21 protein-coding genes are annotated in these 24940 nt (G+C 70.6%); 10 read left to right on the top strand and 11 right to left on the bottom strand.

All coding sequences use genetic code 11. From position 1 onward, the window contains the following. The first annotated feature begins 6 nt into the window (after nucleotides 1–6). Entirely contained in the window at nucleotides 7–810 is an 804-nt protein-coding gene (locus tag BLT25_RS17350; protein ID WP_091048415.1) for an MBL fold metallo-hydrolase, read from the top strand. Here BLT25_RS17350 and BLT25_RS17355 read toward each other — a convergent pair. Beyond that, complete coding sequence (locus BLT25_RS17355) at nucleotides 807–3551, bottom strand: helix-turn-helix transcriptional regulator (protein WP_091048417.1); 2745 nt, start codon at nucleotides 3549–3551, stop codon at nucleotides 807–809. The two genes, BLT25_RS17350 and BLT25_RS17355, sit on opposite strands and share 4 nt — an antisense overlap. A 567-nt stretch (nucleotides 3552–4118) precedes the next feature. On the opposite strand from BLT25_RS17355, the gene leuS reads away from it, so the two are divergent. The 5 genes from leuS to holA all read left to right on the top strand — a co-directional run bounded on the left by leuS (nucleotide 4119) and on the right by holA (nucleotide 11920). Then, nucleotides 4119–6602 (top strand): leucine--tRNA ligase, encoded by a 2484-nt coding sequence (leuS, locus tag BLT25_RS17360; protein WP_091048419.1) that lies wholly within the window; start codon nucleotides 4119–4121, stop codon nucleotides 6600–6602. Between the two features lie 51 nt (nucleotides 6603–6653). After that, nucleotides 6654–7514, top strand: a complete 861-nt coding sequence (locus BLT25_RS17365; protein ID WP_091048422.1) for a DegV family protein — start codon at nucleotides 6654–6656, stop codon at nucleotides 7512–7514. A gap of 127 nt (nucleotides 7515–7641) precedes the next feature. Then, the gene (locus BLT25_RS30220; RefSeq protein WP_091048424.1) at nucleotides 7642–8529 is read left to right on the top strand and encodes a helix-hairpin-helix domain-containing protein; all 888 of its coding nucleotides are present in this window, start codon (nucleotides 7642–7644) and stop codon (nucleotides 8527–8529) included. Beyond that, nucleotides 8526–10814 (top strand): ComEC/Rec2 family competence protein, encoded by a 2289-nt coding sequence (locus BLT25_RS17375; protein WP_091048427.1) that lies wholly within the window; start codon nucleotides 8526–8528, stop codon nucleotides 10812–10814. The genes BLT25_RS30220 and BLT25_RS17375 overlap by 4 nt, the downstream gene beginning before the upstream one ends. Before the next feature lie 122 nt (nucleotides 10815–10936). Further along, a complete protein-coding gene (gene holA, locus BLT25_RS17380) occupies nucleotides 10937–11920 on the top strand; it encodes a DNA polymerase III subunit delta (RefSeq protein WP_091048429.1) in 984 nt (327 codons plus the stop codon). 210 nt (nucleotides 11921–12130) lie between these two features. Here holA and rpsT read toward each other — a convergent pair whose 3' ends face one another. Continuing rightward, a complete protein-coding gene (gene rpsT / locus BLT25_RS17385; RefSeq protein ID WP_091048431.1) occupies nucleotides 12131–12391 on the bottom strand; it encodes a 30S ribosomal protein S20 in 261 nt (86 codons plus the stop codon). Nucleotides 12392–12700: 309 nt separating this feature from the next. Between rpsT and BLT25_RS17390 the strand changes: the two genes are divergently transcribed. Then, nucleotides 12701–14560, top strand: coding sequence for an AMP-dependent synthetase/ligase (locus BLT25_RS17390; RefSeq protein WP_091048434.1), 1860 nt, complete (start codon nucleotides 12701–12703; stop codon nucleotides 14558–14560). On the opposite strand, the gene BLT25_RS17395 is transcribed toward BLT25_RS17390, so the two are convergent. From BLT25_RS17395 to BLT25_RS17430, 8 genes are all read right to left on the bottom strand, one after another. Beyond that, nucleotides 14545–15498, bottom strand: coding sequence for a protein kinase family protein (locus BLT25_RS17395; RefSeq protein ID WP_091048435.1), 954 nt, complete (start codon nucleotides 15496–15498; stop codon nucleotides 14545–14547). The two genes, BLT25_RS17390 and BLT25_RS17395, sit on opposite strands and share 16 nt — an antisense overlap. Before the next feature lie 34 nt (nucleotides 15499–15532). Continuing rightward, nucleotides 15533–16597, bottom strand: a complete 1065-nt coding sequence (locus BLT25_RS17400; protein ID WP_091048438.1) for a WD40 repeat domain-containing protein — start codon at nucleotides 16595–16597, stop codon at nucleotides 15533–15535. A 15-nt stretch (nucleotides 16598–16612) separates the two neighbouring features. After that, a complete protein-coding gene (locus BLT25_RS17405) occupies nucleotides 16613–17110 on the bottom strand; it encodes a DUF4919 domain-containing protein (protein ID WP_091048440.1) in 498 nt (165 codons plus the stop codon). Continuing rightward, the gene (locus BLT25_RS17410) at nucleotides 17107–18177 is read right to left on the bottom strand and encodes a hypothetical protein (RefSeq protein ID WP_091048443.1); all 1071 of its coding nucleotides are present in this window, start codon (nucleotides 18175–18177) and stop codon (nucleotides 17107–17109) included. Before BLT25_RS17410 ends, BLT25_RS17405 begins: the two co-directional genes overlap by 4 nt. Then, entirely contained in the window at nucleotides 18177–18674 is a 498-nt protein-coding gene (locus tag BLT25_RS17415; RefSeq protein ID WP_091048445.1) for a DUF4919 domain-containing protein, read from the bottom strand. Before BLT25_RS17415 ends, BLT25_RS17410 begins: the two co-directional genes overlap by 1 nt. Next, a complete protein-coding gene (locus BLT25_RS17420; protein ID WP_091048447.1) occupies nucleotides 18671–19726 on the bottom strand; it encodes a hypothetical protein in 1056 nt (351 codons plus the stop codon). Before BLT25_RS17420 ends, BLT25_RS17415 begins: the two co-directional genes overlap by 4 nt. Then, nucleotides 19726–20028, bottom strand: a complete 303-nt coding sequence (locus tag BLT25_RS17425; protein ID WP_143033782.1) for a hypothetical protein — start codon at nucleotides 20026–20028, stop codon at nucleotides 19726–19728. Before BLT25_RS17425 ends, BLT25_RS17420 begins: the two co-directional genes overlap by 1 nt. 78 nt (nucleotides 20029–20106) lie before the next feature. Next, complete coding sequence (locus BLT25_RS17430; RefSeq protein WP_091048452.1) at nucleotides 20107–21678, bottom strand: alkaline phosphatase D family protein; 1572 nt, start codon at nucleotides 21676–21678, stop codon at nucleotides 20107–20109. 188 nt (nucleotides 21679–21866) lie between these two features. Between BLT25_RS17430 and BLT25_RS17435 the strand changes: the two genes are divergently transcribed. Continuing rightward, entirely contained in the window at nucleotides 21867–22310 is a 444-nt protein-coding gene (locus BLT25_RS17435; RefSeq protein ID WP_091048455.1) for a hypothetical protein, read from the top strand. On the opposite strand, the gene BLT25_RS17440 is transcribed toward BLT25_RS17435, so the two are convergent. Beyond that, a complete protein-coding gene (locus BLT25_RS17440) occupies nucleotides 22283–23527 on the bottom strand; it encodes an RNA polymerase sigma factor (protein WP_091048458.1) in 1245 nt (414 codons plus the stop codon). The two genes, BLT25_RS17435 and BLT25_RS17440, sit on opposite strands and share 28 nt — an antisense overlap. Nucleotides 23528–23551: 24 nt before the next feature. Between BLT25_RS17440 and BLT25_RS17445 the strand changes: the two genes are divergently transcribed. Then, on the top strand, nucleotides 23552–23920 hold the full coding sequence (locus tag BLT25_RS17445; protein ID WP_091048460.1) for a YciI family protein: 369 nt from the start codon (nucleotides 23552–23554) through the stop codon (nucleotides 23918–23920). Between the two features lie 61 nt (nucleotides 23921–23981). Then, entirely contained in the window at nucleotides 23982–24893 is a 912-nt protein-coding gene (locus tag BLT25_RS17450) for a glycoside hydrolase family 25 domain-containing protein (RefSeq protein WP_256328643.1), read from the top strand. Nucleotides 24894–24940: the final 47 nt, after the last annotated feature.

Genomic DNA, 24940 nt, shown 5'->3' on the forward strand with positions numbered 1-24940 from the left:
CGCGCGATGGACCTCACCCTCACGCACGTCGGAGGACCGACGACGCTCCTCGAGGTCGCCGGGTGGAGGATCCTGACCGACCCGACCTTCGACGCCCCCGGCCGGACGTACAGGTTCGGCTGGGGTACGTCCTCCCGGAAGACCGCGGGCCCTGCGGTCCTCGCCACCGAGATCGGCCCCGTCGACGCCGTCCTGCTCACCCACGACCATCACGCCGACAACCTCGACGACGCCGGCCGGGCGCTGCTGCCGGGTGCCGGGGTCGTGGCCACCACCGCCTCGGGCGCGGTCAGGCTCTCCAGGTCGGGCCTGGTCCGGGCGGTCAGGGGTCTGCGGCCATGGCAGAGCACGGAGCTGCACGCGCCGGGCCGCCCGAGGGTCACGGTGACCGCGACTCCCGCGCGTCATGGTTTCCTCGGCAGTCGACCGATCGTCGGCGACGTCATCGGCTTCTCGCTGACCTGGGAGGGGCAGCAGCACGGAGCCGTCTGGATCTCGGGGGACACCGTGCTCTACGGCGGTCTCCGCGAGGTCGCGACCCGGGTCGACGTCGGGACCGCGGTCCTGCACCTGGGACGTGTCGGATTCCCGGTGACCGGCCCGCTCGCGTACACGATGGGCGGGCGGGACGCGGTCGAGCTGTGCGGGCTGCTCGACCCGGTCACGGTGGTGCCGGTGCACTACGAGGGCTGGTCGCACTTCCGTCAGGGGAAGGGCCGGATCCTTGCCGACCTGGCCGATGCTCCGCCCGGGATCGCAGACCGCTTCCGCTGGCCGACGCCGGGCGTGCCGCTCCGGCTGCCGGTCTAGGCGTTCAGTCGGTCGGCCAGCTGCCGGCGCGAGGAGATGCCGAGCTTCTGGAAGACCTTCCGCAGGTGGTAGTCGACGGTGTTCGGGCTGATGAACAGGTTGGCGGCGATCTCGGCGTTGGTACGCCCGGACGCGGCCAGGCGCGCGATCGTGTGCTCCTGGGTGGTGAGCTCCAGTGGCGGGTTCGCCTCGGCGTCCACATCGTCGGCCCGGGCGCCGAGAACCTCGAGCTCGGCGAGCACTCGCGGGACGAAGATCTCGGCGCCGCTGTGGCGCAGGTGCTGCAGCGCGAGGCGGAGCTGCTCGGCCGCCTCGCGACGGCGCCGGACGCGACGGAGCCATTCGCCGTAGAGCAGGTACGACCGGCCGAGCTCGGTCTCGGCCAGCGTCTTGTGCAGGGCCGCGACCGAGGCGAGGTAGTGGGCCTCGGCCTCGTCGTCCGGGCTCACCAGGGCGAGCGCCCGCTCGGCGGCTCCCTCGCACCAGGGCATGCCGTTCACCGCCGCCCGGCTCGCCAGGTCCTGAGCGACCCGCTGTGCAACGTCCGGGTGGCCGGAGCGTACGGCTGACTCGACGAAGTCGGCGTACCAGATCGGGGTCACCTGGAGGAACGGGTCCTCGACCAGCGGTCGGTGGCGCTGGTAGGCGTCCTGGTAGCGCCGGTCCGCGAGGTCACGCGCGACCAGCCCCTCGATCCCCGAGGACCAGACCCCGCCGAACCCGATCGCACCGGCCCCGTCGGCCACGGCCGTCACCAGGTCGCGTGGCTCTCCTGTCCAGGCCATCACCGCGACGTTGGGCACGTTCGCCTCCTCGTAGCCCATCGCACCGCGTACCTCTCTGTGCATCTCCACGCAGCGGCCGGCCCGGTGCAGGGAGCCGCCGTAGACCTCGGAGAGGGCCATGATCCACAGCAGCGTGTCGAGCACGAGCAGGGCGCCTCGGTCGCGTGCGGCCCGTGCGGCGCGGTCGAGGCCGGCGGCTCGGCTCCCGTCGTCCCACAGGTAGCCGCCGAGGCCGGCGATCACGCTGCCGAAGTACATGATCTCGTCGTCGGGCAGGGCGAGCACCGCGTCGAACGCCGCGCGGACCTTCGGGTGCGCGGTGTCGTACGGCTCCAGGATCAAGGCGGCCAGTCCGCGCAGCACGACCGACCATCGGCCGTCCAGGTCCGCGCCGGCGAGCATCCGCCGGCCCAGCTCGGCCTGCGTCACGCCGGTCATGAGGCGGTCGGCGCTCGAACATCGGTCGAAGGCCCGGAGCAGGGCGTCCTGCTCGCGTACGTCATCGATTCCGTGGAAGAGATCGGCGGCCCGCAGGTGGTCGGCCGAACCGCTCATCACCCCGTCCCGTTCGGCGTGCAGCAGCGCCAGCGCGCTGCGGATGATCAGCGCACGGCCACGGATGACCGCGCCGGCGGACTCCTCGTCGAGGTCGTCGACGAGCCGCTGCGTCAGGTGCGTGGCGCCGACGGCCAGGGCCGCCTCCGCGGCGCCGATCTGCCGCGCGGCACGTGCCTCTCCCGGCGGGCTCAGCTCAGCGGCACGGGCGAGCAGACGCGCGCACGAGACAAGACCGCCGCGGCGGGCGGCCAGGTCCGCGGTCAGGTCCAACCGGGCGGCGACCTCCTCGTCGGTCCCGACGACGGCCCGGGCCGCGTGCCAGGCTTCCGCCTCGGTCAGGTTCGCCCGGTCGGCCGCGTGCGCGAGGGCACTGTGGACCCGGCGTCGTTCGACGCCCGAGGCCGCGTTGTAGACCGCCGAGCGCACCAGGGGATGGCGGAACCGTACGCTCGGGGTGAGCTGGACGAGCCCGGCGACCTCGGCGCGGTCGGCGTCCTCGAGGGTGAGGCCGAGCTCCGCGCCCGCGGCGGCGAGCAGGTCGATGTTGCCGGTCGAGTCCGCCGCGGCCAGCAGCGCCCAGGTCTGGACCGCCCGGTCGGCCTGGCGAGCCCGGCGTACGTAGTGGGCCTCCAGGTGGCGACCGACGGGGACGGGCTCACCGGCCATGCCCAGGTCCGGCAGCTCGTGGACCAGCGACTCGCCGGCGAGGTCGATCAGGGCGAGCGGGTTGCCGCCGGTGGCCTGGGCGATCGCCAGGGCCACCGAGGGCGGGAGGGGTTCCGCCGCCGCCCGGTTCAGCAGCCGCACGGCGGCATCGGTGTCCAGGCCGGTCAGCGCGAGCTGGGGTACGCCACCGAGATGCTCGGCCAGGCCGGCCTCGTCACGTCCGGCGAAAATGACCGCGACCCGCTCCACCGCGATCCTGCGAGCCACGAACGCCAGCGCGTCCAGGCTCTCCGGGTCGAGCAGATGGGCGTCGTCGATCGTGCAGACGATGCCGTGCCCGTTGCTCGCGGCGGCCAGCAGCCCGAGGACCCCGAGGCCGACCAGGTAGCGGTCGGGCGGCGGTCCGTCCGCCTCGCCCGAGGCGACGAGCAGGGCGCGGCGCTGCTGCTCGGGGAGCAGCTCGCACTCGGCGTGCAGCGACGTCACCAGCCGCTGGACCGCAGCGAACGCCATGTCGGACTCGGACTCGTAGCCGTCGAGCCTGACCACCCGGACGCTGGTGCCCGTGGTGGCCGCGGTGAGCAGAGCGGACTTGCCCATGCCCGGTTCGCCGAGCACGGCGATCGCCCCGCCCTTTCCGTTCCGCGTACGGCTCAGCAGTCTGGCCAGGCGTACCTGCTCCGGGTCTCGGCCGACGAGGGCGGCCTGGCGCTGCTCGGGGGCGCTCTGCACGAGGACGACGGTAGCTACCGGGGAGGGTATGTCGCATGACCCAAATGGACGAGTCCCGGGTGGTGTGCCGGCTCGACGCGGCGCATGCGAAAGCCCCTACGACCGGGTCGTAGGGGCTTCGAAGTTTGGACTCCGCTGCTCGGAGCGTTCCTTGGATGAGATGGGGGGGTCCTCATTCACGACCGACATCACGAGCAGCGGAGCGCCGCCAGTTTGGCACGCTCAGATACGCCGTCGCAATAGGTGAAGGCCCCTCCGGCGGTATTTTCTGTCGGTCGATCTGCAGGGCGGAACTCATGAGGTATCGAAAGTGCCTTTCTAGAGGATTTCGACCCTGTCATCGGCGCCGGGCGCGGGAGTATGGCGGACTGCGAATGACGATGGCGGCGGCGGTCGGCTACCCTGGACACATGCAGATGTCTGTCCTGCTTCTTAGGCAGCCGCGCTGACCCTGAGGGACACACCCCGGTCACGCGGCTACCCCTCCATGTGAGGGGCCCTTCTTATTTGTGGGGATCGTTCCAGAAGCAGTCTTGACGCACGACACTCGACAAGGACGAAAGACCAATGACGCAGGAGCAGGCCGAGCAGGCGACGTACGACGTCACCGAGCTGCAGGACAAGTGGCGCCCCATCTGGGAGAAGCTGGAGCCGTTCAAGGCGGGCCAGCGCGAGGGGGCCGAGAAGCGCTACGCGCTCACGATGTTCCCCTACCCCTCCGGCGACCTGCACATGGGTCACGCCGAGGTGACCGCCCTGCACGACGTGTTGGCCCGCTACTGGTGGCTGAAGGGCTACGACGTCCTGAACCCGATCGGCTGGGACTCCTTCGGCCTGCCCGCCGAGAACGCCGCGATCAAGCGCAACGAGAACCCCGCCGGCTGGACCTACGCCAACATCGAGACCCAGGCGGAGTCGTTCAAGCGCTACGGCATCTCCTTCGACTGGTCGCGCCGTCTGCACACCTCCGACCCGGAGTACTACAAGTGGACGCAGTGGATCTTCCTGAAGCTGTACGAGGCGGGCCTGGCCTACCGCAAGAAGTCCCCGGTCAACTGGTGCCCCAACGACCAGACCGTGCTGGCCAACGAGCAGGTCGTCAACGGCGAGTGCGAGCGTTGCGGCGCGGTGGTCACCAAGCGTGACCTGACGCAGTGGTACTTCCGCACGACTGCCTATGCGGAGGAGCTGTACAACGGCCTGGACCAGCTGCAGGACACCTGGATCGGCAAGGTCGTCAACATGCAGCGCAACTGGATCGGCCGGTCCGAGGGCGCGCACGTCGACTTCGAGATCTCGCTGACCTCTGGCGAGAAGCGGACGGTGACGGTCTTCACGACCCGTCCCGACACGCTGTACGGCGCGACCTTCATGGTCGTCGCCGCCGATGCCGACCTGGCCAAGGAGATCGTGGCTCCGGAGCAGGCCGCTGCGCTGGAGGGCTACCTGGAGGACGTACGCAAGGCCTCCGACATCGACCGGCTGGCGACCGACCGTCCCAAGACCGGTGTCGACCTGGGCGTGACCGCGACCAACCCCGTCAACGGCGAGCAGATCCCGGTCTGGGCGGCCGACTACGTGCTGGCCGACTACGGCACCGGCGCGGTGATGGCCGTTCCGGCCCACGACCAGCGCGACCTGGACTTCGCCAAGGCGTTCTCGCTGCCGGTGCGCCGCGTCGTGGACGTGCCGGGCGCGGACAACCCCGAGGAGACGTACGTCGCGACCGCGGGTGACGGTGCGTACGTGAACTCCCCGGAGCTGGAGGGCGTGGCCGACAAGGCGAGCGGCATCCACAAGATCATCGAGAAGCTGGAGGCCGAGGGCCACGGCAAGGGCACGATCAACTACCGGCTGCGCGACTGGCTGCTGTCGCGGCAGCGCTACTGGGGCGCGCCGATCCCGATCGTGCACTGCCCGGTCGACGGTGAGGTGGCGGTGCCGGACGACCAGCTGCCGGTGCAGCTGCCCGATCTGGCCGGAGCCGACCTGAAGCCGAAGGGTGTCTCGCCGCTGGCGGCGGCCTCGGAGTGGGTCAACGTGTCGTGCCCGAAGTGTGGCGGCCCGGCCACGCGCGACTCGGACACGATGGACACCTTCGTGGACTCGTCGTGGTACTTCCTGCGCTACCTGTCGCCGACGGACGAGACCCAGGCGTTCTCCTCCGAGCTGGCCAGCGAGTGGGGTCCGGTCGACTTCTACCTGGGCGGCGACGAGCATGCCGTGCTGCACCTGATGTACGCCCGCTTCTTCACCAAGGCGCTGCGCGACATCGGCCTGATCGACTGGGACGAGCCGTTCTCGGCCTACCTGTCGCAGGGCAAGGTGATCAACGGCGGCAAGAAGATGTCGAAGTCGCTGGGCAACGGCGTGAACCTGTCGGACGTGCTGGAGGAGTTCGGCGTCGACGCGACCCGGCTGACCCTGGTCTTCGCCTCCCCGCCGGAGGACAACATCGACTGGGCCGACGTCTCGCCGGCGGGTTCGGTGAAGTTCCTGCAGCGGGCCTGGCGTCTGGCCGGGGACGTGACGTCTTCGCCGGGTGTGGATCTGTCTGGTGGGGACGTGGCGCTGCGGCGTACGACCCACAAGACCATCGCCGAGGCCGAGCAGCTGATCGAGTCCTACCGGTTCAACGTGGTCGTGGCCCGCGTGATGGAGCTGGTCAACGCGACCCGGAAGGCGATCGACTCGGGTTGTGGTCCGGCCGATCCTGCCGTACGTGAGGCTGCGGAGACGGTCGCGATCCTGCTCTCGCTGGTCGCGCCGTACACCGCCGAGGAGATGTGGGAGCGTCTCGGGCACGAGCCGACGGTCGCGCGGGTCGCGTGGCCGACGCCTCTGCCCGAGCTGCTCGTGGAGGACGTGGTGACCGCCGTCGTGCAGATCAAGGGCAAGGTGCGTGCGCGCCTGGAGGTCTCGCCCTCGATCTCCGAGGCCGACCTGGAGGCCGCTGCGCTGGCCGACCCGACGATCGCGGCCGCGATCGAGGGCCAGAGCGTGCGCAAGGTCATCGTCCGCGCGCCGAAGCTGGTCAACATCGTCGTCTGATCGGCTCGGCTCGCGCTGTCGACGCGATGGCTCGATCTGTAGGCTTCTGACATGGCCCGGGTAGCGATCGTGACCGACTCGACCGCGATGCTTCCATCCGATCTCGGGGATGCCGCGGAGCTGATCACATCGGTGCCGTTGCAGGTGATCGTGGATGGGACGTCGTACGACGACGGGGTCGAGGAGACCTCGCCCGAAGCGCTGCTGACGGCGTTGGCGGCGCACAAGACGGTGACGACCTCACGGCCCTCGCCGGCACTGCTGGCGGAGGCCTACGCGAAGCTCGCGGCGCAGGGCTTCGACGAGATCGTCTCCATCCACCTCTCGGCGGAGCTGAGCGCGACGTGCGAGTCCTCGATGCTCGCGGCGCGCGAGGTTCCGGTGCCGGTCGTCACGGTCGACACGCGGCTGGTCGGGCCCGGGGTCGGGTTCGCGGTGCTGGCCGCTGCTGAGGTCGCCGGTCGCGGCGGGAGTGCTGCCGAGGCGCGCGAGGCCGCGCTGGCGCGGGTTGCCGCGACACGTTCCTACTTCTACGTCGACACGCTCGAGTATCTGCGCCGCGGCGGGCGGATCGGGGCCGCGGCGGCCCTGCTCGGGACTGCGCTGGCGGTCAAGCCGCTGCTCACGATCGAGGACGGGCGGGTCGTGCCGCACGAGCGGGTGCGTACCGCTGAGCGGGCGATCGCGCGGCTGCAGGCGCTCGGGGTCGAGGCCGGTGAGGACGTCGACGGGGTCGAGGTCGTCGTCGCCCATCTGGGCAGCCCGGACCGGGCCGGTGCGATGGCCTCGGGGCTATGTGGGGAGCTGGACGGCAAGATCAACGGCGACGTACGTGTCGGGGAGCTGGGTGCGGTGCTCGGTGCGCATGTCGGGCCGGGGTGCGTGGCGGTCGTCGTGGGGCCTCGGCTCTGATTCTGGGCCTGATTCTGGGCCTGATTCTGGGCCGGTTGCCGTCCACAGGGACGGTTGAGGATCGGGTTCTCCACAGGCGCTGAGAACGCGCTCGGAAGTGTCGGCGCGGGCGCATAGCTTCGGCGTCATGCGGACCCGACCGACCTCTGATCACGCCGATGCCGTCGCCCGGCGGCTGGAGCAGCTGCGCGCCGAGATCGACCCGCCGGGGGAGGAGGACGAGGGCGAGGAGGACTGGCAGCCGCCGTGGTGGGACGGGCCGAGAGCGACCGACACCGCGGAGCTGGATCCGTTGGTGCCGGTCCCGGGACGCCACGCGTCTCGGCGTCAGGTGGTGATCTCGCCCGACGCGGTGCTTCCGGAGCCGTTGCGTGGGAAGGTCAGCCTCGGTCCCTGGCATCTCGTCGTCGTCACGCTGGTGCTGGTCGTCGGTCTGGCGGTGGCGTGCTGGTGGATGATCCGCGCCGATCCGGAGGTGGTGCCGGCCGCCCGCGCCTCGCCCTCGGCCTCCCCGCTGGTCGCGCTGCCGACCGGCTCGGCCGCGCCCGGGAGCGTGGGCGCTGCGCCGTCGGGCGGAGCATCGGCCGGGACGGTGACGGTCGACGTGGAGGGCAAGGTGCCCAAGCCCGGCATCGTCGTGCTGCCGGTGGGCTCGCGGGTGGTGGATGCCGTCGAGGCTGCCGGTGGGGCCTCCCACAAGCAGCTTGCCGGGCTCAACCTCGCTGCGGTGCTCAGCGACGGTCAGCACATCGTCGTGGGGGCGCCGAACGGGGGAGGTGTCGCGGTGCCCGGCTCCGGTGCCCCGGCGGCTGGTGCGCCCGGGGCGGGGGTGAGCCTCAACACCGCCTCCATGGAGGAGCTGGAGACGTTGCCCGGGGTGGGACCGGTGACGGCGCAGGCGATCATCGACTGGCGCACCACCAACGGCGCGTTCACCTCCGTCGACGAGCTGCTCGAGGTCGACGGGATCGGGCCGAAGACCTACGACACGTTGGCACCGCTGGTGACGTTGTGAAGGACCTGCGACTGCCGTTTCTCGGGGCCGGTGCGTGGGCGGGGGCGTTGGCCGGGCCGGTCGTGGTGGCCGGCGGACGGTCCGGGGTGGTTCTGCTGGTGGTGCTCGCTGTCGTCGTCGGCATCGGCGGTGGATGGGCCGTTCGGCAGCGTCGCCCGACGGCGCTGGCGCTGGTGCTGATGATCGCTGGGACCGCGGTCGTCGCGGGCCTGCACGCGGCCCGGGTCAGCGACAACCCGGTGGCGGACCTGGCCGAGCGCGAGGCGCAGGTGCGGGTGATCGCCACGGTCACGACCGACCCGAAGGAGGTACGCGGTCAGCACGCGACGTACCAGCTCCGGCGCGCCAGCGTGCGGGAGATCAGGGGCCGTGGGGTGGTCTACCGCCTGCGTACGCCGGTGGTCGTGCTCGGCGACGACGCCTGGGCGGACATCCCGCTGGGGGCGACGGTGTCGACGAACGGACGCCTGGCGAGGAGCGACTCGCACGAGGAGTCAGCTCTGCTGATCGCCGGTGAGCCGCGGGTCGTCTCCGGTCCGGGGTTCTGGTGGCGAGCCTCCGAGACGCTGCGTGGCTCGATCCGGGACGCGGTGGCACACCGGCCGCCCGACCAGGCAGCGCTGGTCCCGGCGCTGGTCGACGGCGACGACACAGGCCTCTCCGACGACCTCGCGGACGACTTCCGCACGACCGGACTCACCCACCTGCTCGCGGTCTCGGGCACCAACCTGACCCTGGTGGTGGGGTTTCTGCTCATCGTGGCCCGCTGGGCCGGGGTGCGGGGGAGAGGGCTGTACGCCGTCGGCGTACTCGGCATCCTCGGGTTCATCGTGCTCGCCCGCACCGAGCCGAGCGTGGTGCGGGCCGCCGCGATGGGTGCGGTCGGGCTTCTGGCGATGACGCACAACGGACGCCAGCGAGCGCTGCGCGGGCTCGGTGCGGCGGTGATCGGGCTGCTGCTGATCGACCCGGGACTGGCGAGGTCGATCGGGTTCACCCTCTCGGTCCTGGCAACGGCCGGCATCCTGCTCTTCGGGCCGCCGTGGCGCGACGCCCTGAGGCGGTGGATGCCGCAGTGGTGCGCGGAGGCGATCGCGGTCCCGGCCGCGGCGCAGCTGGCATGCACTCCGGTGGTCGCCGCCATCTCCGGCCAGGTCAGCCTCGTCGCAGTGCTCGCCAACCTGCTCGTCGAGCCCGCTGTCGCTCCCGCGACGGTGCTTGGGCTCCTGGGAGGTCTGCTCGGGCTGGTCTGGGATCCGCTCGGCATGGTCGCCGGCACGATCGCGACCTGGTGCGTCGCCTGGATCATCGCGGTGGCTCGCTTCGGTGCCGGGCTGCCGACCGCGGAGGTCGGCTGGGCGACCGGGCCGCCCGCTCTGGCGGCGCTAGTGGTCCTCTGTGCCGCGATCGCCTTCCTGGCGCCTCGGATCCTGCGGCACCCGGTCACCGGCGTGGCCGGGTGCCTGGTGCTGCTCGCGGTCGCGCTGGTGCGGCTGCCGAGCCCGGACTGGCCGCCGCCGGGGTGGGTGCTCGTGATGTGCGACGTGGGACAAGGAGACGCCCTGGTGGTGCGCACCGGGTCGGGCAGCGCCGTCGTCGTGGACGCCGGCCCCGATCCGGACCTCGTCGACGACTGTCTCGACCGCCTCGAGATCGAGGAGGTTCCGCTCGCCGTGATCACCCACTTCCACGCCGACCACGTCAACGGCGTCGAGGGCGTCTTCGCCGGTCGGCAGGTCCGTGAGCTGTGGACCTCACGGCTCCAGGACCCGCCCGAGGGCGTGCGGGTTCTCGGGGAGGCCGCCGGTGCGGCCGGGGTGGTCCCGGTCCCGGCTCCCTACGCGGCCACGACCACCATCGGCGAGGTGCGGATCCAGGTGCTCTGGCCGACGAGCGAGTCCGACACCCGCGGCCCCGGGGACGGCTCCACCGCCAACGACGCGAGCGTGGTCCTCCTCGTCGAGTCCCGCGGCCTGCGTCTGCTGCTGACCGGCGACATCGAGCCGGAGGGACAGGACCAGCTCGCCGACGACCTGGCCGAGCTCGACATCGACGTGCTCAAGGTGCCCCACCACGGCTCTCGCTACCAGGACCTCGACTGGCTGCGTACGCTGCGGGCGCAGGTCGCGCTCACTTCGGTCGGTGCCGGCAACGACTACGGCCATCCCGCCACAGCCACGGTCGAGGGGCTCGAGGAGAGCGGCACCGAGGTCTACCGCACCGATCGCGACGGCTCGGTCGCGGTCGTCGAGTCGGGAGGTGAGGTGGCCGTGGTGACGCGATAGTGTCTCGACCCGCTTCACGGCTTCGCAGGCTCAGCCGCTGCGCTCGCTCGACCTCCTCCCGTTTGCCCGGCGCAAGCGCCGGGCAAGGCTCGGATGTCGGTGCTGTGTGGGAGGGTTTGAGCATGGCACGCACCGCCTCCGCTCCGAGTCCCACCGGCAACCTGTCTGCCGCCGACGTCATGGGTCGGGTGACGCTGGTGACCGGCAAGGAGGAGTTCCTGGGGGAACGTACGGTCGCGTCGGCGAAGGCCGCGGTCAAGGCCTACGACGCCGAGGCGGAGGTCTCCGAGGCAACCGCCGCCGACCTGACGCTGGCGACGCTCGGCGAGCTGAGCGCACCGTCGCTCTTCTCGAGCATCCGCTGCGTGGTGGTGCGCAACCTGGAGAACCTGCCAGACGAGTCGGTCGCGGGCCTGGTGGAGTATGCCGGGATGCCGTCGGAGGAGGTAGCGCTCGTCCTCGTCCACGGCGGTGGGCAGAAGGGCAGCGGCACCCTCGCCAAGCTCCGCAAGCTCCCGAAGGTGACCGAGCACAAGTCCGTCGAGCTGAAGGGGCGCGAATTCGGCAGCTTCGTGAAGGCCGAGCTGCGGCTGCACGGAGCGACCCTCGACGAGGAGGGCGCCGAGTTCCTGATCCAGGCCGTCGGCCAGGATCTCCGCGCCCTGTCCGCCGCGGCGAGTCAGCTCGCCAACGACAACGAGGCGAAGCGACTGGGCCTCGAGCACGTGAAGCAGTACTTCGGCGGCCGCGCCGAGGTGAAGAACTACGTGATCGCTGATGCGATCATCTCCGGAGACCGGGTCAAGGCCCTCGAGGAGATCCGCTGGGCCCTCGACACCGGCTCCTCCCCGGTCTACGTCCTCTCCGCCGTGGCCGGCCAGCTGCGCACCGTCGCCAACCACGTCGCCGGCATCCGAGACAGCGGCACCCCGCCCTGGAAGCAGAAGTCCATCGCCGGCCTGGCCCGCGGATGGTCCCGCGAAGGCATCGGCGAGGCCCTCCGCTCGGTCGCCCGAGCCGACGCCGACCTCAAGGGTGCCGCCAGCGACCCGGCGTACACGCTTGAGCGTCTCGTCCTCACCATCGCCGCCCTCCGCCAGCGCTGACCCCGCCGAGGCGTCACCCCGGTCGGCCGAGGCGTCACCCCGGTCGGCCGAGACGGCAGTGAGATGCCTTCTCGGCCGACGTACGTGACGTCTCGACCAGCGCGAGCGACACCTCGGCCGACGCAAGTGACGTCTCGACCGACGTACGTGACTTCTCGGCAAATGCGAAAGCCCCCGTCGCGGAGGACGGGGGCTTCGGTGGGGCTTACCTCAGAGGGAGGAAGCCTTCTTGGCGATCGCCGACTTGCGGTTGGCGGCCTGGTTCTTGTGGATGACGCCCTTGGAGACGGCCTTGTCGAGCTTCTTGGTGGCGACCTTGGCGGTCTCGACCGCAGCATCCTTCTCGCCGGCCTCGGCGGCGGCGTGGAACTTGCGGATGACGGTCTTGAGCTCGCTCTTGACGGCCTTGTTGCGCTCGTGCGCCTTCTCGTTCTGCTTGTTGCGCTTGATCTGCGACTTGATGTTCGCCATGGGTGAATGATCTCCAGTGCTTCGACGTGTGGTGGTGCGAGCTCTCAATCCGGCCCCTCGGGGAAATGAGAGGGGAGAGGCCTACGCGAACACGCTTGCGGTCAAGATTACAGACTCGCGTGGTTTGGCCTCAAATCGCCGTACCTCACCTAGCTACTCCGGGGTAGGCTGTCGTGATCTCGGTCACGAGATTTCCGGCGGAACCCCCTGTTGCGGCTCGGCTCCAGCGTCTAGGGTCCCCCGCGCGGTCCCTCTCGTGCTTACCGCCCACCGTTCACCCCCACGCACACACTGCAGGCCAGGAGAATCATGCCGACCCAGTCCGCGACCGATCTCGCATTCCTCGACGAGATGCCGGCGAACTTCGCCCTTCACTTCCTCAACCGGGTCAAGGCCACCCCGAATGCGGAGGCGTTCCGCTATCCCGTGGTCGGCTCGACGACCGATGCAGGCGGGGAGGAGTGGAAGTCGCTGACCTGGAAGGAGGCCAGCGACCTGGCCAGCCGCCTCGCCGCGGGCCTGGTCTCGCTCGGCCTCGAGCTCGAGCAGCGGGTCGGCATCGCCTCGACCACCCGCTACGAGTGGATCATCGCCGACCTCGCGGTGATGCTCGCCGGCGGCGCCACCACGACGGTCTACCCGACGACCAACGTCGAGGACACCGCCTACATCCTCGGCGACGCCGGGTGCCGCTTCGTCTTCGCCGAGGACGACGGCCAGCTCGCCAAGATCGCCGAGAAGGCCGCCGACCTGCCCGAGATCGTCAAGGTCATCACCTTCGACGGGGCCACCGACGGTGAGCGGGTCATCGGCCTGGACGACCTGGCCGCGATCGGCGACAAGTACCTCGCCGACCACCCGGACGTGATCGAGGAGACCGCCGCCAAGATCACCCCGGACCACCTGGCCACGCTGGTCTACACCTCGGGCACCACCGGCCGGCCGAAGGGCGTGCGCCTGCTCCACCGCGCGTGGGTCTACGAGGGCGAGGCCGTCCGGGTGCAGGGCGACGTGCTCGGCCCCGACGACCTGCAGTTCCTGTGGCTGCCGATGTCCCACGTGTTCGGCAAGGTGCTGCTCTCGATCCAGATCGCCTGCGGCTTCCCGACCGCGATCGACGGCCGGATGGACAAGATCGTCGACAACCTGGCGATCGTGAAGCCGACCTTCATGGGCGCGGCCCCGCGCATCTTCGAGAAGGTCCACGCCAAGATCACGATGATGGTCGAGAACGACGGTGGCGTGAAGAAGAAGCTCTTCGACGCCGCCTTCGCCAACGGCATCGCCCGCGACCGGCTGCAGCGCGAGGGCAAGTCCGTGCCGACCACCATGGCTCTCAAGCACGCGGTGCTCGACAAGCTCGTGCTCGGCAAGGTCCGTGACCGGTTCGGTGGGCGCGTACGTTTCTTCATCTCCGGCTCCGCCCCGCTCAACCGCGACATCGCCGAGTGGTTCCGCGCCGCCGGGATCCTGATCATGGAGGGCTACGGCTCGACGGAGAACGCCGCGGGCGCGGCCGTCGGCACTCTGACGGAGAACAAGCTCGGCACCGTCGGCAAGGCGTTCCCGGGCAGCGAGGTGAAGATCGGCGAGAACGACGAGCTGCTCATCCGCGGCCCGCACGTGATGCCGGGCTACCACAACCTGCCCGAGGAGACCGCCAAGGCGCTCGACGCCGAGGGCTGGTACCACACCGGTGACAAGGCCTCGATCGACGAAGAGGGTTACATCACCATCACCGGCCGGATCAAGGAGCTCTTCAAGACCTCGGGCGGCAAGTACGTCGCGCCGCCGGCGATCGAGTCGAAGTTCGCCGCGCTGTGCCCCTACACCAGCCAGTTCCTCGTCTTCGGTGCCAACCGCAACTTCGTCAGCGCGCTGATCGCGCTCGACCCCGAGGCGATCGGCGCCTGGGGCGCGGCCAACGGGCTGGAGGGGAAGTCCTACGAGGAGATCGTCACCTCGCCGCAGGTCCGCGAGCTGATCGGCGGCTACGTCGACGAGCTCAACGCGAGCCTCAACCGCTGGGAGACCATCAAGAAGTGGGAGATCCTCGAGCACGACCTGACCGTCGAGGGCGGTGAGCTGACCCCGTCGCTGAAGGTGAAGCGCAACGTCGTCGAGGCGAAGGAGCAGGCGCGGATCGACGCGTTCTACGCCGGATCCTGAGCCTCCTGGTCCCAGCCCTGGCGCTCAGCCAGCCAGTCCAGACACACCTCGCCCTGCCACCGCTGCATCCTGCGGAGGTGGGGCGAGGTCGTCTTGACCGGCTGGTCGGCGGCGGCCAGGAAGTAGCCGGCGAAGAGGGCCAGCACGGAGTCGATGGCCTCCGGTGCGGCCTGCGACAGCAGCGGATGGGTGGCCAGGAACGACTCGGCGTCGAGGCCGTCGCCGCGCGGCCCGACCAGCAGCAGGAGCGAGTCGATCCACGCGGCGCCGAGGACCGGCCAGGTCCACTCGACCAGCAGGACGCCACCGTCGGGTCGGATGCGGACGGTGTCGTCGCGTACGTCCAGATGGACCAGCGTCTCGCCGGCGGTGTGCTCCGCGAAACCCGCGGCCAGGGAGGCCGCCTGGTCGGCATGCGGGTAGCCGCCTACCCGGTCCCACAGCCCCGGGTAGGCGGCGTGCTCCTCGGCGAAGGTCGGCCAGCCCATGCCCGGTGCGGGGGTGAGCGCGGCGGCGGTCTCGACCAGCGCCTGCGCGACGAGCTCGAGATCGGCGGCGGTCCACGGCCTCGAGGGCAGCCGCGCCTCGACGTGCTCGAAGGCCAGGACGACCCACTCGCCGTCGTCGAACCACTTCAGCTTCGGGGCGGGGACCCAACCGGCGAGCTTCTTCAGCTTCGCGGCCTCCTCGCGGTAGAGCGCCGCGGAGTCGCGTTGGGCCTTCGCGGAGGCCGCCTTCACGAAGTGCTGGGAGCCGTCCTGGCAGGTCAGCACTGAGGCGAACCCCGGCGTGAACCCGGCGCCCTGTGACTCCGCCGAGACCACGGACCCGCCGCCGAGCCGCTTCTCGATCGAGGACCGCAGGAACGGGGGCAGATGTGCCCACTCGAGGCGGCGGGCGGTCTGTCCGTGCGGGATGTTCGTCGGGATCGCGGTCACGACGAACATCCTTGTGTACGCCGCCCCGGACGCGCTACTGAGACATCGGTGGCTGGTCGAACTCCCCGGCGGTCTTGCCGGTGTCCACGTCCCAGGCGGCCACGCCGGCCTCGGGCGAGGCGGTGTAGAGGGTCGTGCCGTCGGGGCTGAAGATGACGTTCGACCCTACGGGCGCAGTTCGGGTGACGTCACGGGTCGCGCCTGCACCGCCAAGCGCTCTGGGCGCCCAGAGCTGCAGCCGGGTCTCATCGATCTGCGGGCCGTCGCCACCGTTGCCCGCTGCGGCGAGCGAGCGAGAGTCCGGAGAGAACGCGATCGCGGCGGCGTCGAAACCGGGGAGGCTCTCCACCGCCTTGAACGTCTTGGCGTCCCAGATGGTGGGAGATCCGCTGGTGGTCACCCCGGCGATCCAGCGCCCGTCCGGGCTCCAGACCGGGTCGGCGCCGCCCGCGGCCGCGACGGTGCCGACCTCGTCGCCCGACTCGGCCTCGAGGACCGAGACGCTGTCGCCGGAGGCAACCGCCACCAGGTCGCCGTCGGGGCTGAACGAGATCGATCCGATCCCGTTGTCGAGATCGGTGCTCGCCACCTCGTCGCCGTCCTCGACCGACCAGATGATCAGGTCACCCTCGAGCCCGGCGCCGGCCACGAGCCGACCGTCGGGGCTGAACGCGATCTCGCCGACCGGGCTCGCGTCGGTGACCTTCGGGTTCGGCAGACCTTCGAGCCGCTGGACCTCCTCGTCGCCGTCGACCTCGACCAGCGCGATGTCCGAGCAGCCGACCTTCCTCGCGACCAGCGTGAGGTCGGAGGTGATGGCTGCATAGCCGGTCTCGGAGACCGTCTCGTACGCACCGCCGGCGGCGCCCCAGCGGCAGGTGCCGTCGGTGCAGCTGGCCACGATCTGCTGCCCGTCGGTGGCCAGCGAGCCGGCCACGAGCCGGCTCGGCATGACCGCGGCGGCCAGGCTGATCGGGGTCGTCCCGAGCGAGGAGATGTCGCAGCCGTCCCGGTCGGGGTCGCCGGCGCACCCGGCCAGGAGCGCGGCGGCGAGCACGCCGACGATCGGGACGCTGAGGACGTACGTTCGGGGTTTCATCGGTCCTTCTCGGGATCAGGCGAACGAGGTGGCGTCGAAGTGGACGACGGTGCCGTCGGTGCAGGTGAGGCGGTCGAGTCGACGGCCTCCGGTCTCGACGAGGTCCTGGCGGTCGCGGACCTTGTCGAGTGCTCGGAGCATGTCGTACTCGTCGTTGATACGCAGCACCGACCACGGATGTTGCTCGCTGCCGTCGCCGGTGGAGCGGATGCTGCGCAGCGCGGCCCGCGCGACCTGGCGCTCGCGCGCCGCGGCCCGATCATCCCCGGATCCCGCCAGCGCGGTGGCCATCCGCAGATGCGCCGAGGGGCTGAAGATCGCCCCCGGCATGGCCCGCTTCAGCTCGGCGGCGGTTGCGGCGTACGACCCCGCGGCGAGCAGCCTGTCGACCGAGTCGAGGTCGAGGTCGGGGGTGAAGCCTGCCGAGCCGCGGACCGCGCGGCGAAGCGGCCCGAGCGTCTCGGGGCCGGGATCGTCGAGGTAGGCGGTGACCAGATCGGCGTACGTCGTCATCGCGACTCCTCCAGGATCCGGTTGAACTCCTCCTCGGTGAGGTTGTTCAGGTAGTCGCGGCCGGCGTTGCGGGCATCCTTCTCGACGGGCTGGTTGTAGTACTCGTCGAACGTGGCGCCGTTGTCGGTGCTCTTGTAGTCGTCGAAGTTCTCCTCCCACTCCTCGGCCTGTTGCTCGGTGATCCCGTCGGCCTTGTGCTCGTCGAACGGGTCGTCCTCCCACCAGAACTGCCAGTCGTTCTTGTCGTCGATGGCCTCGTGCTGGCGGCCGTGACGGACCTCGTGGGCGACGGTGTTGATCAGCTGGCCGGGATCGTCGAGCACGTTGGGGTTGAGCGCCATCGTGGGCTCTTCGTCGTTCCAGTAGCCGTAGGTGATGCTGCCGTCGTCCCAGGTGTCGTTGCCCAGGTCGCTCCAGTCGATGGTGGGCATGTCGACGCCGCTCTCCGCGGCGATCTTCTTGACCATCTCCTCCAGCACGGCCTTGCGCTCCTCGATACTGAGCGTCTCCCACTTCTCCGCGATGGCCGGGTCGATTCTGCCGTACTCGTCGCCCTGCTCGTCGATCCCGGTCGGCAGGCCGCGCGCGAGGATGGCGTCGACGCCGACCGCCTTGGCGAGGGCCTTCTCGATCTCGTCGGCGAGCTCCTGGGCGATGGTCTGGCGGCTGTTGCCCCACTCCTCCGCCTCGAAACGGCTCTTGAACGTCGGTGGGGTGGCGGTGCTGGTCACCGAGCCGTCGTCGCCGACGGTGAACTCCTGGGTCTTGGCCCGGTCCAGGATGCCCTGGACGAGGCGCTCGATGGCCTCGACCTCGGGCTCGGCGGTGTAGAGCGCCTTCTGCATCCCCTGCTTGGCGGTGATGTGGCTGCCGAGGTCCTTGACCAGGGTGTCGCGGTGGCCTCGGGCGGCGTCGGCGGCGGCGCCGGTCCAGGACTTGGCCACGCCGTTGGCCTCGAGCTCGTCGCGGCTGGTCTCCAGGTTGCGGAGGTCGGCCTTCAGCCCGTCGCCGGCGTCACCGAGCGGCGCTGCCTTCCAGGTCTTGACCTGGCCGAACGTGATCGCCATCAGACGAGGGCGGTCGCGTCGAAGTGAGCGAAGGTCCCGTCGGTGCAGGTGTGGCGGTCGATACGCCGACCGTCGGCCTCCAGAAGATCCTGGCGGCCGGGCACCTTGTTGAGGGCGCGGAGCAGGTCGTACTCGTCGCTGATCCGCAGCACCGTCCAGGGGTGCTCCTCGGTGCCGTCGCCGGTCGCCCGGATGCTCCGCAGCGCGGCGCTGGCCACCTGACGCTCGCGGGCCGCGGAGCGCTCCTCACCGGAGCGCTCCAGCGCGGTCGCCAGCCGCAGGTGGGCCGACGGGCTGAAGATCGCGCCAGGCATGAGGGCCCGCAGCGCGGTCGCGGCCTCGGCGTAGGCGCCCTCGGCGAGCAGCTTGTCGACCGCACGCAGGTCGAGGTCGACGGTGAAGTTGGCGGAGTTGCGGACCGCGCGGCGCAGCGGTGCCAGCGTCTCGGGACCGGGGTCGTCGAGGTAGGCGGTGACCAGATCGGCGTACGTCGTCATTTCGACTCCTTCAGGAGGCGGTCGAGCTCAGCGGGCGTCAGGTTGTCGAGGTATTCGCGGCCGGACTTGCGGGCATCGGCCTCGACGGGCTGGTTGTAGTACTCCTCGTAGGTGTCGCCGTTGTCCGTGCTCTTGTAGTCGTCGAAGTTGTCTTCCCACTCCTCGGCCTGCTTCTCGGTGATGCCGTCCTCCTCGTGCATGTCGAAGGGGTCGTCCTCCCACCAGAACTGGAAGTCGTTGTTGTCGTCGATCGCCTCGTACTGCCGGGCATGGCGCATCTCGTGAGCCACGGTGTGCAGGATGTCGGGATTGTCGACATTGCCCGGATTGAGGTGCACGGTGTGGTCGTCCTCGCTCCAGTAGCCGTTGGTGCTGCCCTGCGCGTCCCAGACGATGTCCTCGACATCGACGCCGTACTCCTCGGCGAGCTCCTCGATCTTCTGGTCGATGATCGCCTTGCGCTCGGCATCGGTGAGCTGCGCCCACCGCTCGGCGGTCTCGGGGGACGCCATGCCGCGCTCGTCACGGGTGTGATCGAGATCCTTGTCGGTGCCGGTCGGGATGCCGTCGGTGAGGATCTGGTCCACGCCGGCCGCCTTGGCGAGGGTGTCGGTGATGTCGTCGGCGAGCTCCTGGGCGATGGTCTGGCGGCTGTTGCCCCACTCCTCCGCCTCGTAGCGGTTGTGGAAGGTGGGCGGCGTGGCGGTGCTGGTCACCGAGCCGTCGTCGCCGACGGTGAACTCCTGGGTCTTGGCCCGGTCCAGGATGCCCTGGACGAGACGCTCGATTGCCTCGACCTCGGGTTCGGCGGCATAGAGCGCCTTCTGCATCTGCTGCTTGCCGGTGATGTGGCCGCTCAGCTGTGTGACCAGGCTGTCCCGGTGGCCCCTGGCCGCGTCGGCGGCGGCGCCGGTCCAGGACTTGGCCACGCCGTTGGCCTCGAGCTCGTCGCGGCTGGTCTCCAGCTTGCGGAGGTCGGCCTTGAGCCCGTCGCCGGCGTCACCGAGCGGCGCGGCCTTCCAGGTCTTGACCTGGCCGAACGTGATCGCCATCAGTTGGGGCCCATGACCTTTCCGCCCTTCTGGCCGGCCGCGGCGTCGGCGGCCTCGAACTCGTTGAGCGCCTTCTGCATCTCCGCGGCGAGCTTCTGCGAGCTGTCGGCCGCGGCCTTGGTCTCATCGGTCCAGCGGTTGCCGAGATCGGACATGTAGCCGACCGACTCCGCCCCGGGGACCGCAGCGCCCGCCTTGGTCAGATGGCCGGCGGAATCGGCTTTGCGTACGGCGCTCTCGGCGTCCGTGGCGATGCCGATGGATGCCTTCATGTCCTTGGGGACGACATGAATTTCGCTCATGGTCTGCTGGTCCTCCTGGGCCCGAACGGGAGACGGCTAGGGCGTGTCCTCGCTGAGGCACGCCCTAGCCCGGAGACCCTAACGGAAACTCGGGTCCAGCGTCTTCGTAAAAAGAGCACCGCCGTCGATGTCCCGGAGGGTAACGGTGAGCTGCTGCGTACGTGCGTCGATCTCGACCTCGCCGAAGAACTGGAAGCCGTCGGCGGGCGAGGCGTTGGCCGCCGGGGGAGCGGCCACGAACTCGGCGGTCGGACCGAAGGTGGGGTCCAGCTTGTTCGGGCCGAAGGCGCCGGCGTTGAGCGGGCCGGAGACGAACTCCCAGAACGGGTCGAAGTCCTGGTACGCCGCCCGGTCGGGGGAGTAGGAGTGGGCGGCCGTGTAGTGGACGTCGGCGGTCAGCCAGACGTGGTTGCGGATGCCGAGGCGCTTGAGCCCGGTCAGGACCTTGGCGATGTCGAGCTCGCGGCCGAGCGGGGCACCGGCGTCGCCCTGGGCGAGGCCCTCCTGCAGGGTGCCGTCGGGGACGACCAGGCCGATCGGCAGGTCGGCGGCGATGACCTTCCAGGTGGCGCGGGAGGCGGCGAGCTCGCGCAGCAGCCAGCGGGTCTGGCGCTCGCCGAGGACACCGCCGTCGGCGCTCGTCTCGGCGTTGGTCGTGTTGGCGTCCTTGTGGGTGCGCATGTCGAGGACGAAGAGGTCCATCAGCGGTCCGTAGGAGAGCTTGCGGTAGATCCGGCCGTCGGGGTCGGGGGAGGCGTCGCCGACGGGGATGTACTCGTGGAAGGCCTGCTTGGCGCGGGCCGCGAGGACGTCCACGCGGCGCTCGGTGTAGCGGCCGTCGTCGGGGAGGATCTCGCCGGGGTACCAGTTGTTGGTGACCTCGTGGTCGTCCCACTGCGCCACGATCGGCGTCTGGGCGAGGAAGGCGCGCCAGTTGTCGGCGAGCAGGTTGTAGGCGTACTGCCCGCGGAACTCGGTCAGCGTCTCGGCGACCTTGTCCTTCTCCTCGGTGACGATGTTGTTCCAGATCCGGCCGTCGGGGAGGGTCACGGTCGAGGTGAGCGGGCCGTCGGCGTAGACGTTGTCGCCGGAGCTCAGGAAGAAGTCGGCCTCGCGCGCCGCCATCGCGGGTGCGATCCGGAAGCCACCGAAGTCGGGGTTGGCGCCCCAGCCCTGCCCGGCGATGTCGCCGGACCACAGGAACCGGATGTCCTGGCGGCGTGCCGGTGCGGTACGCAGTCGGCCCAGCTCCCAGGCGCTGCCGCGGCGCGGGTCGGCGGCGTCGACGGCACGGATCCGGTAGAAGTAGTCGCGCCCCGCCTCGAGGCCGTTGACCTTCAGCTCCCCGGTGAAGTCGCTCCTCGCAGTCACCACCGGACCGTTGACCGGGCGGGCGCGGCGGAAGGACTCGTCGGCCGAGATCTCCGCGACCAGGCGCGAGGCCTTGTCCGCGCGGCTCCACAGGATGCCGCCGCGGGCGCCGACGTCGCCGGACTGGACTCCGTGGGTGAGGGTCGGTCGGTTGCCGCGGACGAAGGCGGGGGCGGAGGCGGGGGCGGCGTGGGCGGTCGCCGCGGTCGTGGGGATGACGAGTCCGGCACCGGCGGCGGCACCGAGGCCGAGGACGGAGCGGCGGTTGAGTGGGGTCATGGACCAAACCTGCCGATCCCGGCGGAACGACCGGTGAGTTCCGCGGGTCGTGTCGGTGAACACGTACGCGAAGGGTGCCGTCCCCGGGTGAAAGAAAAGTTTCTTTCACCCGGATGTCGAGATCCTCGGGCGAGCTCCGAGAGAGGGGTGAAGGCCGGAGAAGCCGGCCGCACACGAGGAGCGACATCATGAACGACGAGTACGCCATGCCCGCACTGCCCGCACCGAGCCCCGGCGTCCGCGCCCTGGACCGGCTGATCGGCACCTGGAAGGTGACCGGCGGGGCAGAAGGCGAGGTGACCTACCGCTGGATGGAAGGCGGCTACTTCCTGCTGCAGGACGTACGCCTGGAGCAGTTCGGCCAGGTCACGACCGGGATCGAGGTGATCGGCAACCTGCGCCCCTTCGGTGAGGAGCCGAGCGCGGACGTGCACTCGCGCTACTACGACAACACCGGCGCCACCCTCGACTACGTCTACGAGCTCGACGGTGACCAGCTCACCATCTGGGGCGGGGAGAAGGGGTCACCGGTGAAGTTCGTCGGCACCTTCGACCAGACCGGCGACGTGATGACCGGCGAGTGGGACTACGCCGGCCAGGGCGGCTACGAGTCGACGATGACGCGGGCCTGATCCGCGCGCCGGAGCAGGTAGTCGCGCTCGGCCTCGTTGGCGGTCAGCTCCGCAGCCGCTCGGAACTGGGCGGCGGCGGACGGGTCGCGCCGCTGGTCCAGCAGGTGCGCACGCACCGCCAGGACCCGCTGCGCGGTCAGTGGATCGCCGGCGAGGCCGTGCTCGGCGTCGAGTTCGTCCAGCAGCTGCAGGCCCACCACCGGGCCGAACGCGTGAGCCGCCGCGACGACGCGGCCCAGGCGGACCGGTGCGGTCGGCAGCGTACGTTCCAGCAGGAGGTAGAGGCCGAGGATCTCGTGCCAGTCGGTGTCCGCGGCCGACGTCGCGTGGGCATGCACCGCGGCGATCGCCGCCTGGAGCCGGAACGGGCCCGGATCACCGGCGCCCCACACCTCCTCCAGTACGGCCAGCCCCTCCTCGATCAGCGCGCGATCCCACCGGGAGCGGTCCTGCTCGGCCAGCGGCACCAGGCCGAGGTAGGGGTCGGTGCGGGCCGGCCGCCGTGCCTCGGTGAGCAGCATCAGCGCCAGCAGGCCGGCGACCTCGGGCTCGCCCGGAGCGATCCGGGCGAGCATCCGGGTCAGCCGGATCGACTCGTGCGCCAAGTCGACCCGTCCCAGCTCGGCGCCGGCGGTGGCGGTGTAGCCCTCGTTGAAGACGAGGTACAGCACCTCGAGCGCGGCGCCGATCCGATCCGCGCGTTCGGTCTCTCCGGGCGGCGTGAACCGGGCGCCGGCCTTGCGCAGCGTCTGCTTCGCCCGACTGATCCGGGTGCCCATGGTGTTCTCGGGGACGCCGTACGCATGGGCGATCTCGGCCGTCGTCAGCCCGCCCACGGCGCGCAGCGTGAGCGCCACCTGCCCGGTCCGCGACAGCGCCGGATGACAGCACAGCAGCAACAGCGCCAGGCTGTCGTCGGTCTCCGCCGCCGGACCGGCAGGCGTGACCACCTCGGCGATCCCGATCTGGAGCTCGCGGCGGTGGGCCGCCTGCTCGGAGCGGAGCAGATCCACCATCCGCCGGTAGCCGACCCTGGTCAGCCAGGAACGCGGGTTCTCCGGAACGCCGTCGCGCGCCCACTGGATGCTGGCGTCCAGCAGCGCCTCCTGGACGGCGTCCTCGGCGGCCTCGAACCGGCCGAAGCGGCGGACCAGGGCGCTGAGGACGTACGGCGCCTCGGTCCGCAGGAGCTCCTCCACAGCCGCTGGTCCGGTCATGTTCGAAGAGACTAGTTTCGGGACATGAAATACCTGATGCTGGGCTACACGCCCGCCGACGCGTGGGACCCCTCCGAGACGGCCTCCGAGGAAGCGCTCACGGCGTTCGCGGAGTACCAGAGGTTCGAGCAGGAGCTGATCGCCAGCGGCGAGCTCGTCAGCACCGAAGGTCTGGGGCACCCGGCGGTGTCGGTCACGGTCCGGCCGGGCGAGAACGGTCCGGTCGCGACCGACGGCCCGTTCGCCGAGCTGAAGGAGGTGATGGCCAGCTTCGCGGTCATCGACGTGGCCAGCCAGGAGCGCGCCATCGACATCGTCTCGCGGATCGTCGCGGTCCTCGGGGAGCCGATCGAGATCCGGCCGGTGATGGGGGACGACTTCGCGCAGGCATGACCCGGTGTGACCCGCTGGGATACGGGTGGCAGTATCTGCGGTGATGTGGGCTAGAAGGAACATGTTCGCCGCTGTGCTGCTGCTTCTGGTGGCGCCGGTGCTGGTCGGCTGCGCCGGGGAGCCCCCGGCCGAGGCGGAGTCCCGCTCGCCGTCGATGCCCGCGAGCATGGCGCCCGACGCGTCGGGGAGCGCGCCACCGCGCGCGCCGGAGTCGCTCGAGATCCCGTCCGTCCCGCCCGCCGACGATCGCGGGATCGTCGAGGGCGGTGACATGAGCTGGCCGCAGTGTCCCGAGGGGATGGGCATCAAGGAGCGTCGGACGCTGGGGCTGCCGATGCCGCTCGACTCGGCGGAGTACGTCGTCATCGGCCTCACCAACGGGCCGGCGTTCACCCCCAACCCGTGCCTGGCCTCGCAGGTCGAGTGGGCGAAGACGAACAAGGTGATGACCTCGGCCTATGCGGTCACCTCCTACCCCCGTGACGCCACGATCCGTCAGTACGGCGGCGAGGGGCCCGGCGACCCGGACACGGAGATCGGCCGGCTGACCAACGTCGGCTATCAGCAGGCGGTGTGGAATCTCGAGCAGATGGAGCGCGCCGGTCTGGAGTCGCCCTCGGTCTGGGTCGACGTCGAGCCGGTCGCGGTCTGGGAGTGGTCCGACGACATCGAGGCCAACCAGGCGGTGGTCAAGGGCGCCCTGGCCGGCTATCAGGACGCTGGGAAGCGGGTCGGGGTCTACTCGATCGAGGGCCTGTGGACGCCGATCGTCGGCGACCTGCAGCTGCAGCTGCCCGAGTGGCGCCCGGCGGGCGAGGCATCGCGGGCTGCCGCCCTGGAGCGGTGCGGTGGCGAGTGGATGTTCCAGGGCGGTGCGGCGGTGATGGTGCAGTGGCTCGAGGACGGCCGCGACCGCAACGTGACCTGCCCGGGCGAGTCGGTGCAGCTGCCGCTTTGGTTCCATCAGTACTGAGCGTGGGACACTAGGCGGTGACGTACCCGCCCCCGTTCTAGAGCATC

The organism is Nocardioides sp. YR527, from assembly GCF_900101045.1.
Classification (GTDB): Bacteria; Actinomycetota; Actinomycetes; order Propionibacteriales; family Nocardioidaceae; genus Nocardioides.

Coding starts and splice junctions, on each gene's coding strand:
- BLT25_RS17350 (WP_091048415.1), top strand. CDS start 7: ATGGACCTCACCCTCACGCACGTCGGAGGACCGACGACGCTCCTCGAG.
- leuS (WP_091048419.1), top strand. CDS start 4,119: ATGACGCAGGAGCAGGCCGAGCAGGCGACGTACGACGTCACCGAGCTG.
- BLT25_RS17365 (WP_091048422.1), top strand. CDS start 6,654: ATGGCCCGGGTAGCGATCGTGACCGACTCGACCGCGATGCTTCCATCC.
- BLT25_RS30220 (WP_091048424.1), top strand. CDS start 7,642: ATGCGGACCCGACCGACCTCTGATCACGCCGATGCCGTCGCCCGGCGG.
- holA (WP_091048429.1), top strand. CDS start 10,937: ATGGCACGCACCGCCTCCGCTCCGAGTCCCACCGGCAACCTGTCTGCC.
- rpsT (WP_091048431.1), bottom strand. CDS start 12,391: ATGGCGAACATCAAGTCGCAGATCAAGCGCAACAAGCAGAACGAGAAG.
- BLT25_RS17390 (WP_091048434.1), top strand. CDS start 12,701: ATGCCGACCCAGTCCGCGACCGATCTCGCATTCCTCGACGAGATGCCG.
- BLT25_RS17400 (WP_091048438.1), bottom strand. CDS start 16,597: ATGAAACCCCGAACGTACGTCCTCAGCGTCCCGATCGTCGGCGTGCTC.
- BLT25_RS17405 (WP_091048440.1), bottom strand. CDS start 17,110: ATGACGACGTACGCCGATCTGGTCACCGCCTACCTCGACGATCCCGGC.
- BLT25_RS17410 (WP_091048443.1), bottom strand. CDS start 18,177: ATGGCGATCACGTTCGGCCAGGTCAAGACCTGGAAGGCAGCGCCGCTC.
- BLT25_RS17415 (WP_091048445.1), bottom strand. CDS start 18,674: ATGACGACGTACGCCGATCTGGTCACCGCCTACCTCGACGACCCCGGT.
- BLT25_RS17420 (WP_091048447.1), bottom strand. CDS start 19,726: ATGGCGATCACGTTCGGCCAGGTCAAGACCTGGAAGGCCGCGCCGCTC.
- BLT25_RS17425 (WP_143033782.1), bottom strand. CDS start 20,028: ATGAGCGAAATTCATGTCGTCCCCAAGGACATGAAGGCATCCATCGGC.
- BLT25_RS17430 (WP_091048452.1), bottom strand. CDS start 21,678: ATGACCCCACTCAACCGCCGCTCCGTCCTCGGCCTCGGTGCCGCCGCC.
- BLT25_RS17435 (WP_091048455.1), top strand. CDS start 21,867: ATGAACGACGAGTACGCCATGCCCGCACTGCCCGCACCGAGCCCCGGC.
- BLT25_RS17440 (WP_091048458.1), bottom strand. CDS start 23,527: ATGACCGGACCAGCGGCTGTGGAGGAGCTCCTGCGGACCGAGGCGCCG.
- BLT25_RS17445 (WP_091048460.1), top strand. CDS start 23,552: ATGAAATACCTGATGCTGGGCTACACGCCCGCCGACGCGTGGGACCCC.
- BLT25_RS17450 (WP_256328643.1), top strand. CDS start 23,982: ATGTTCGCCGCTGTGCTGCTGCTTCTGGTGGCGCCGGTGCTGGTCGGC.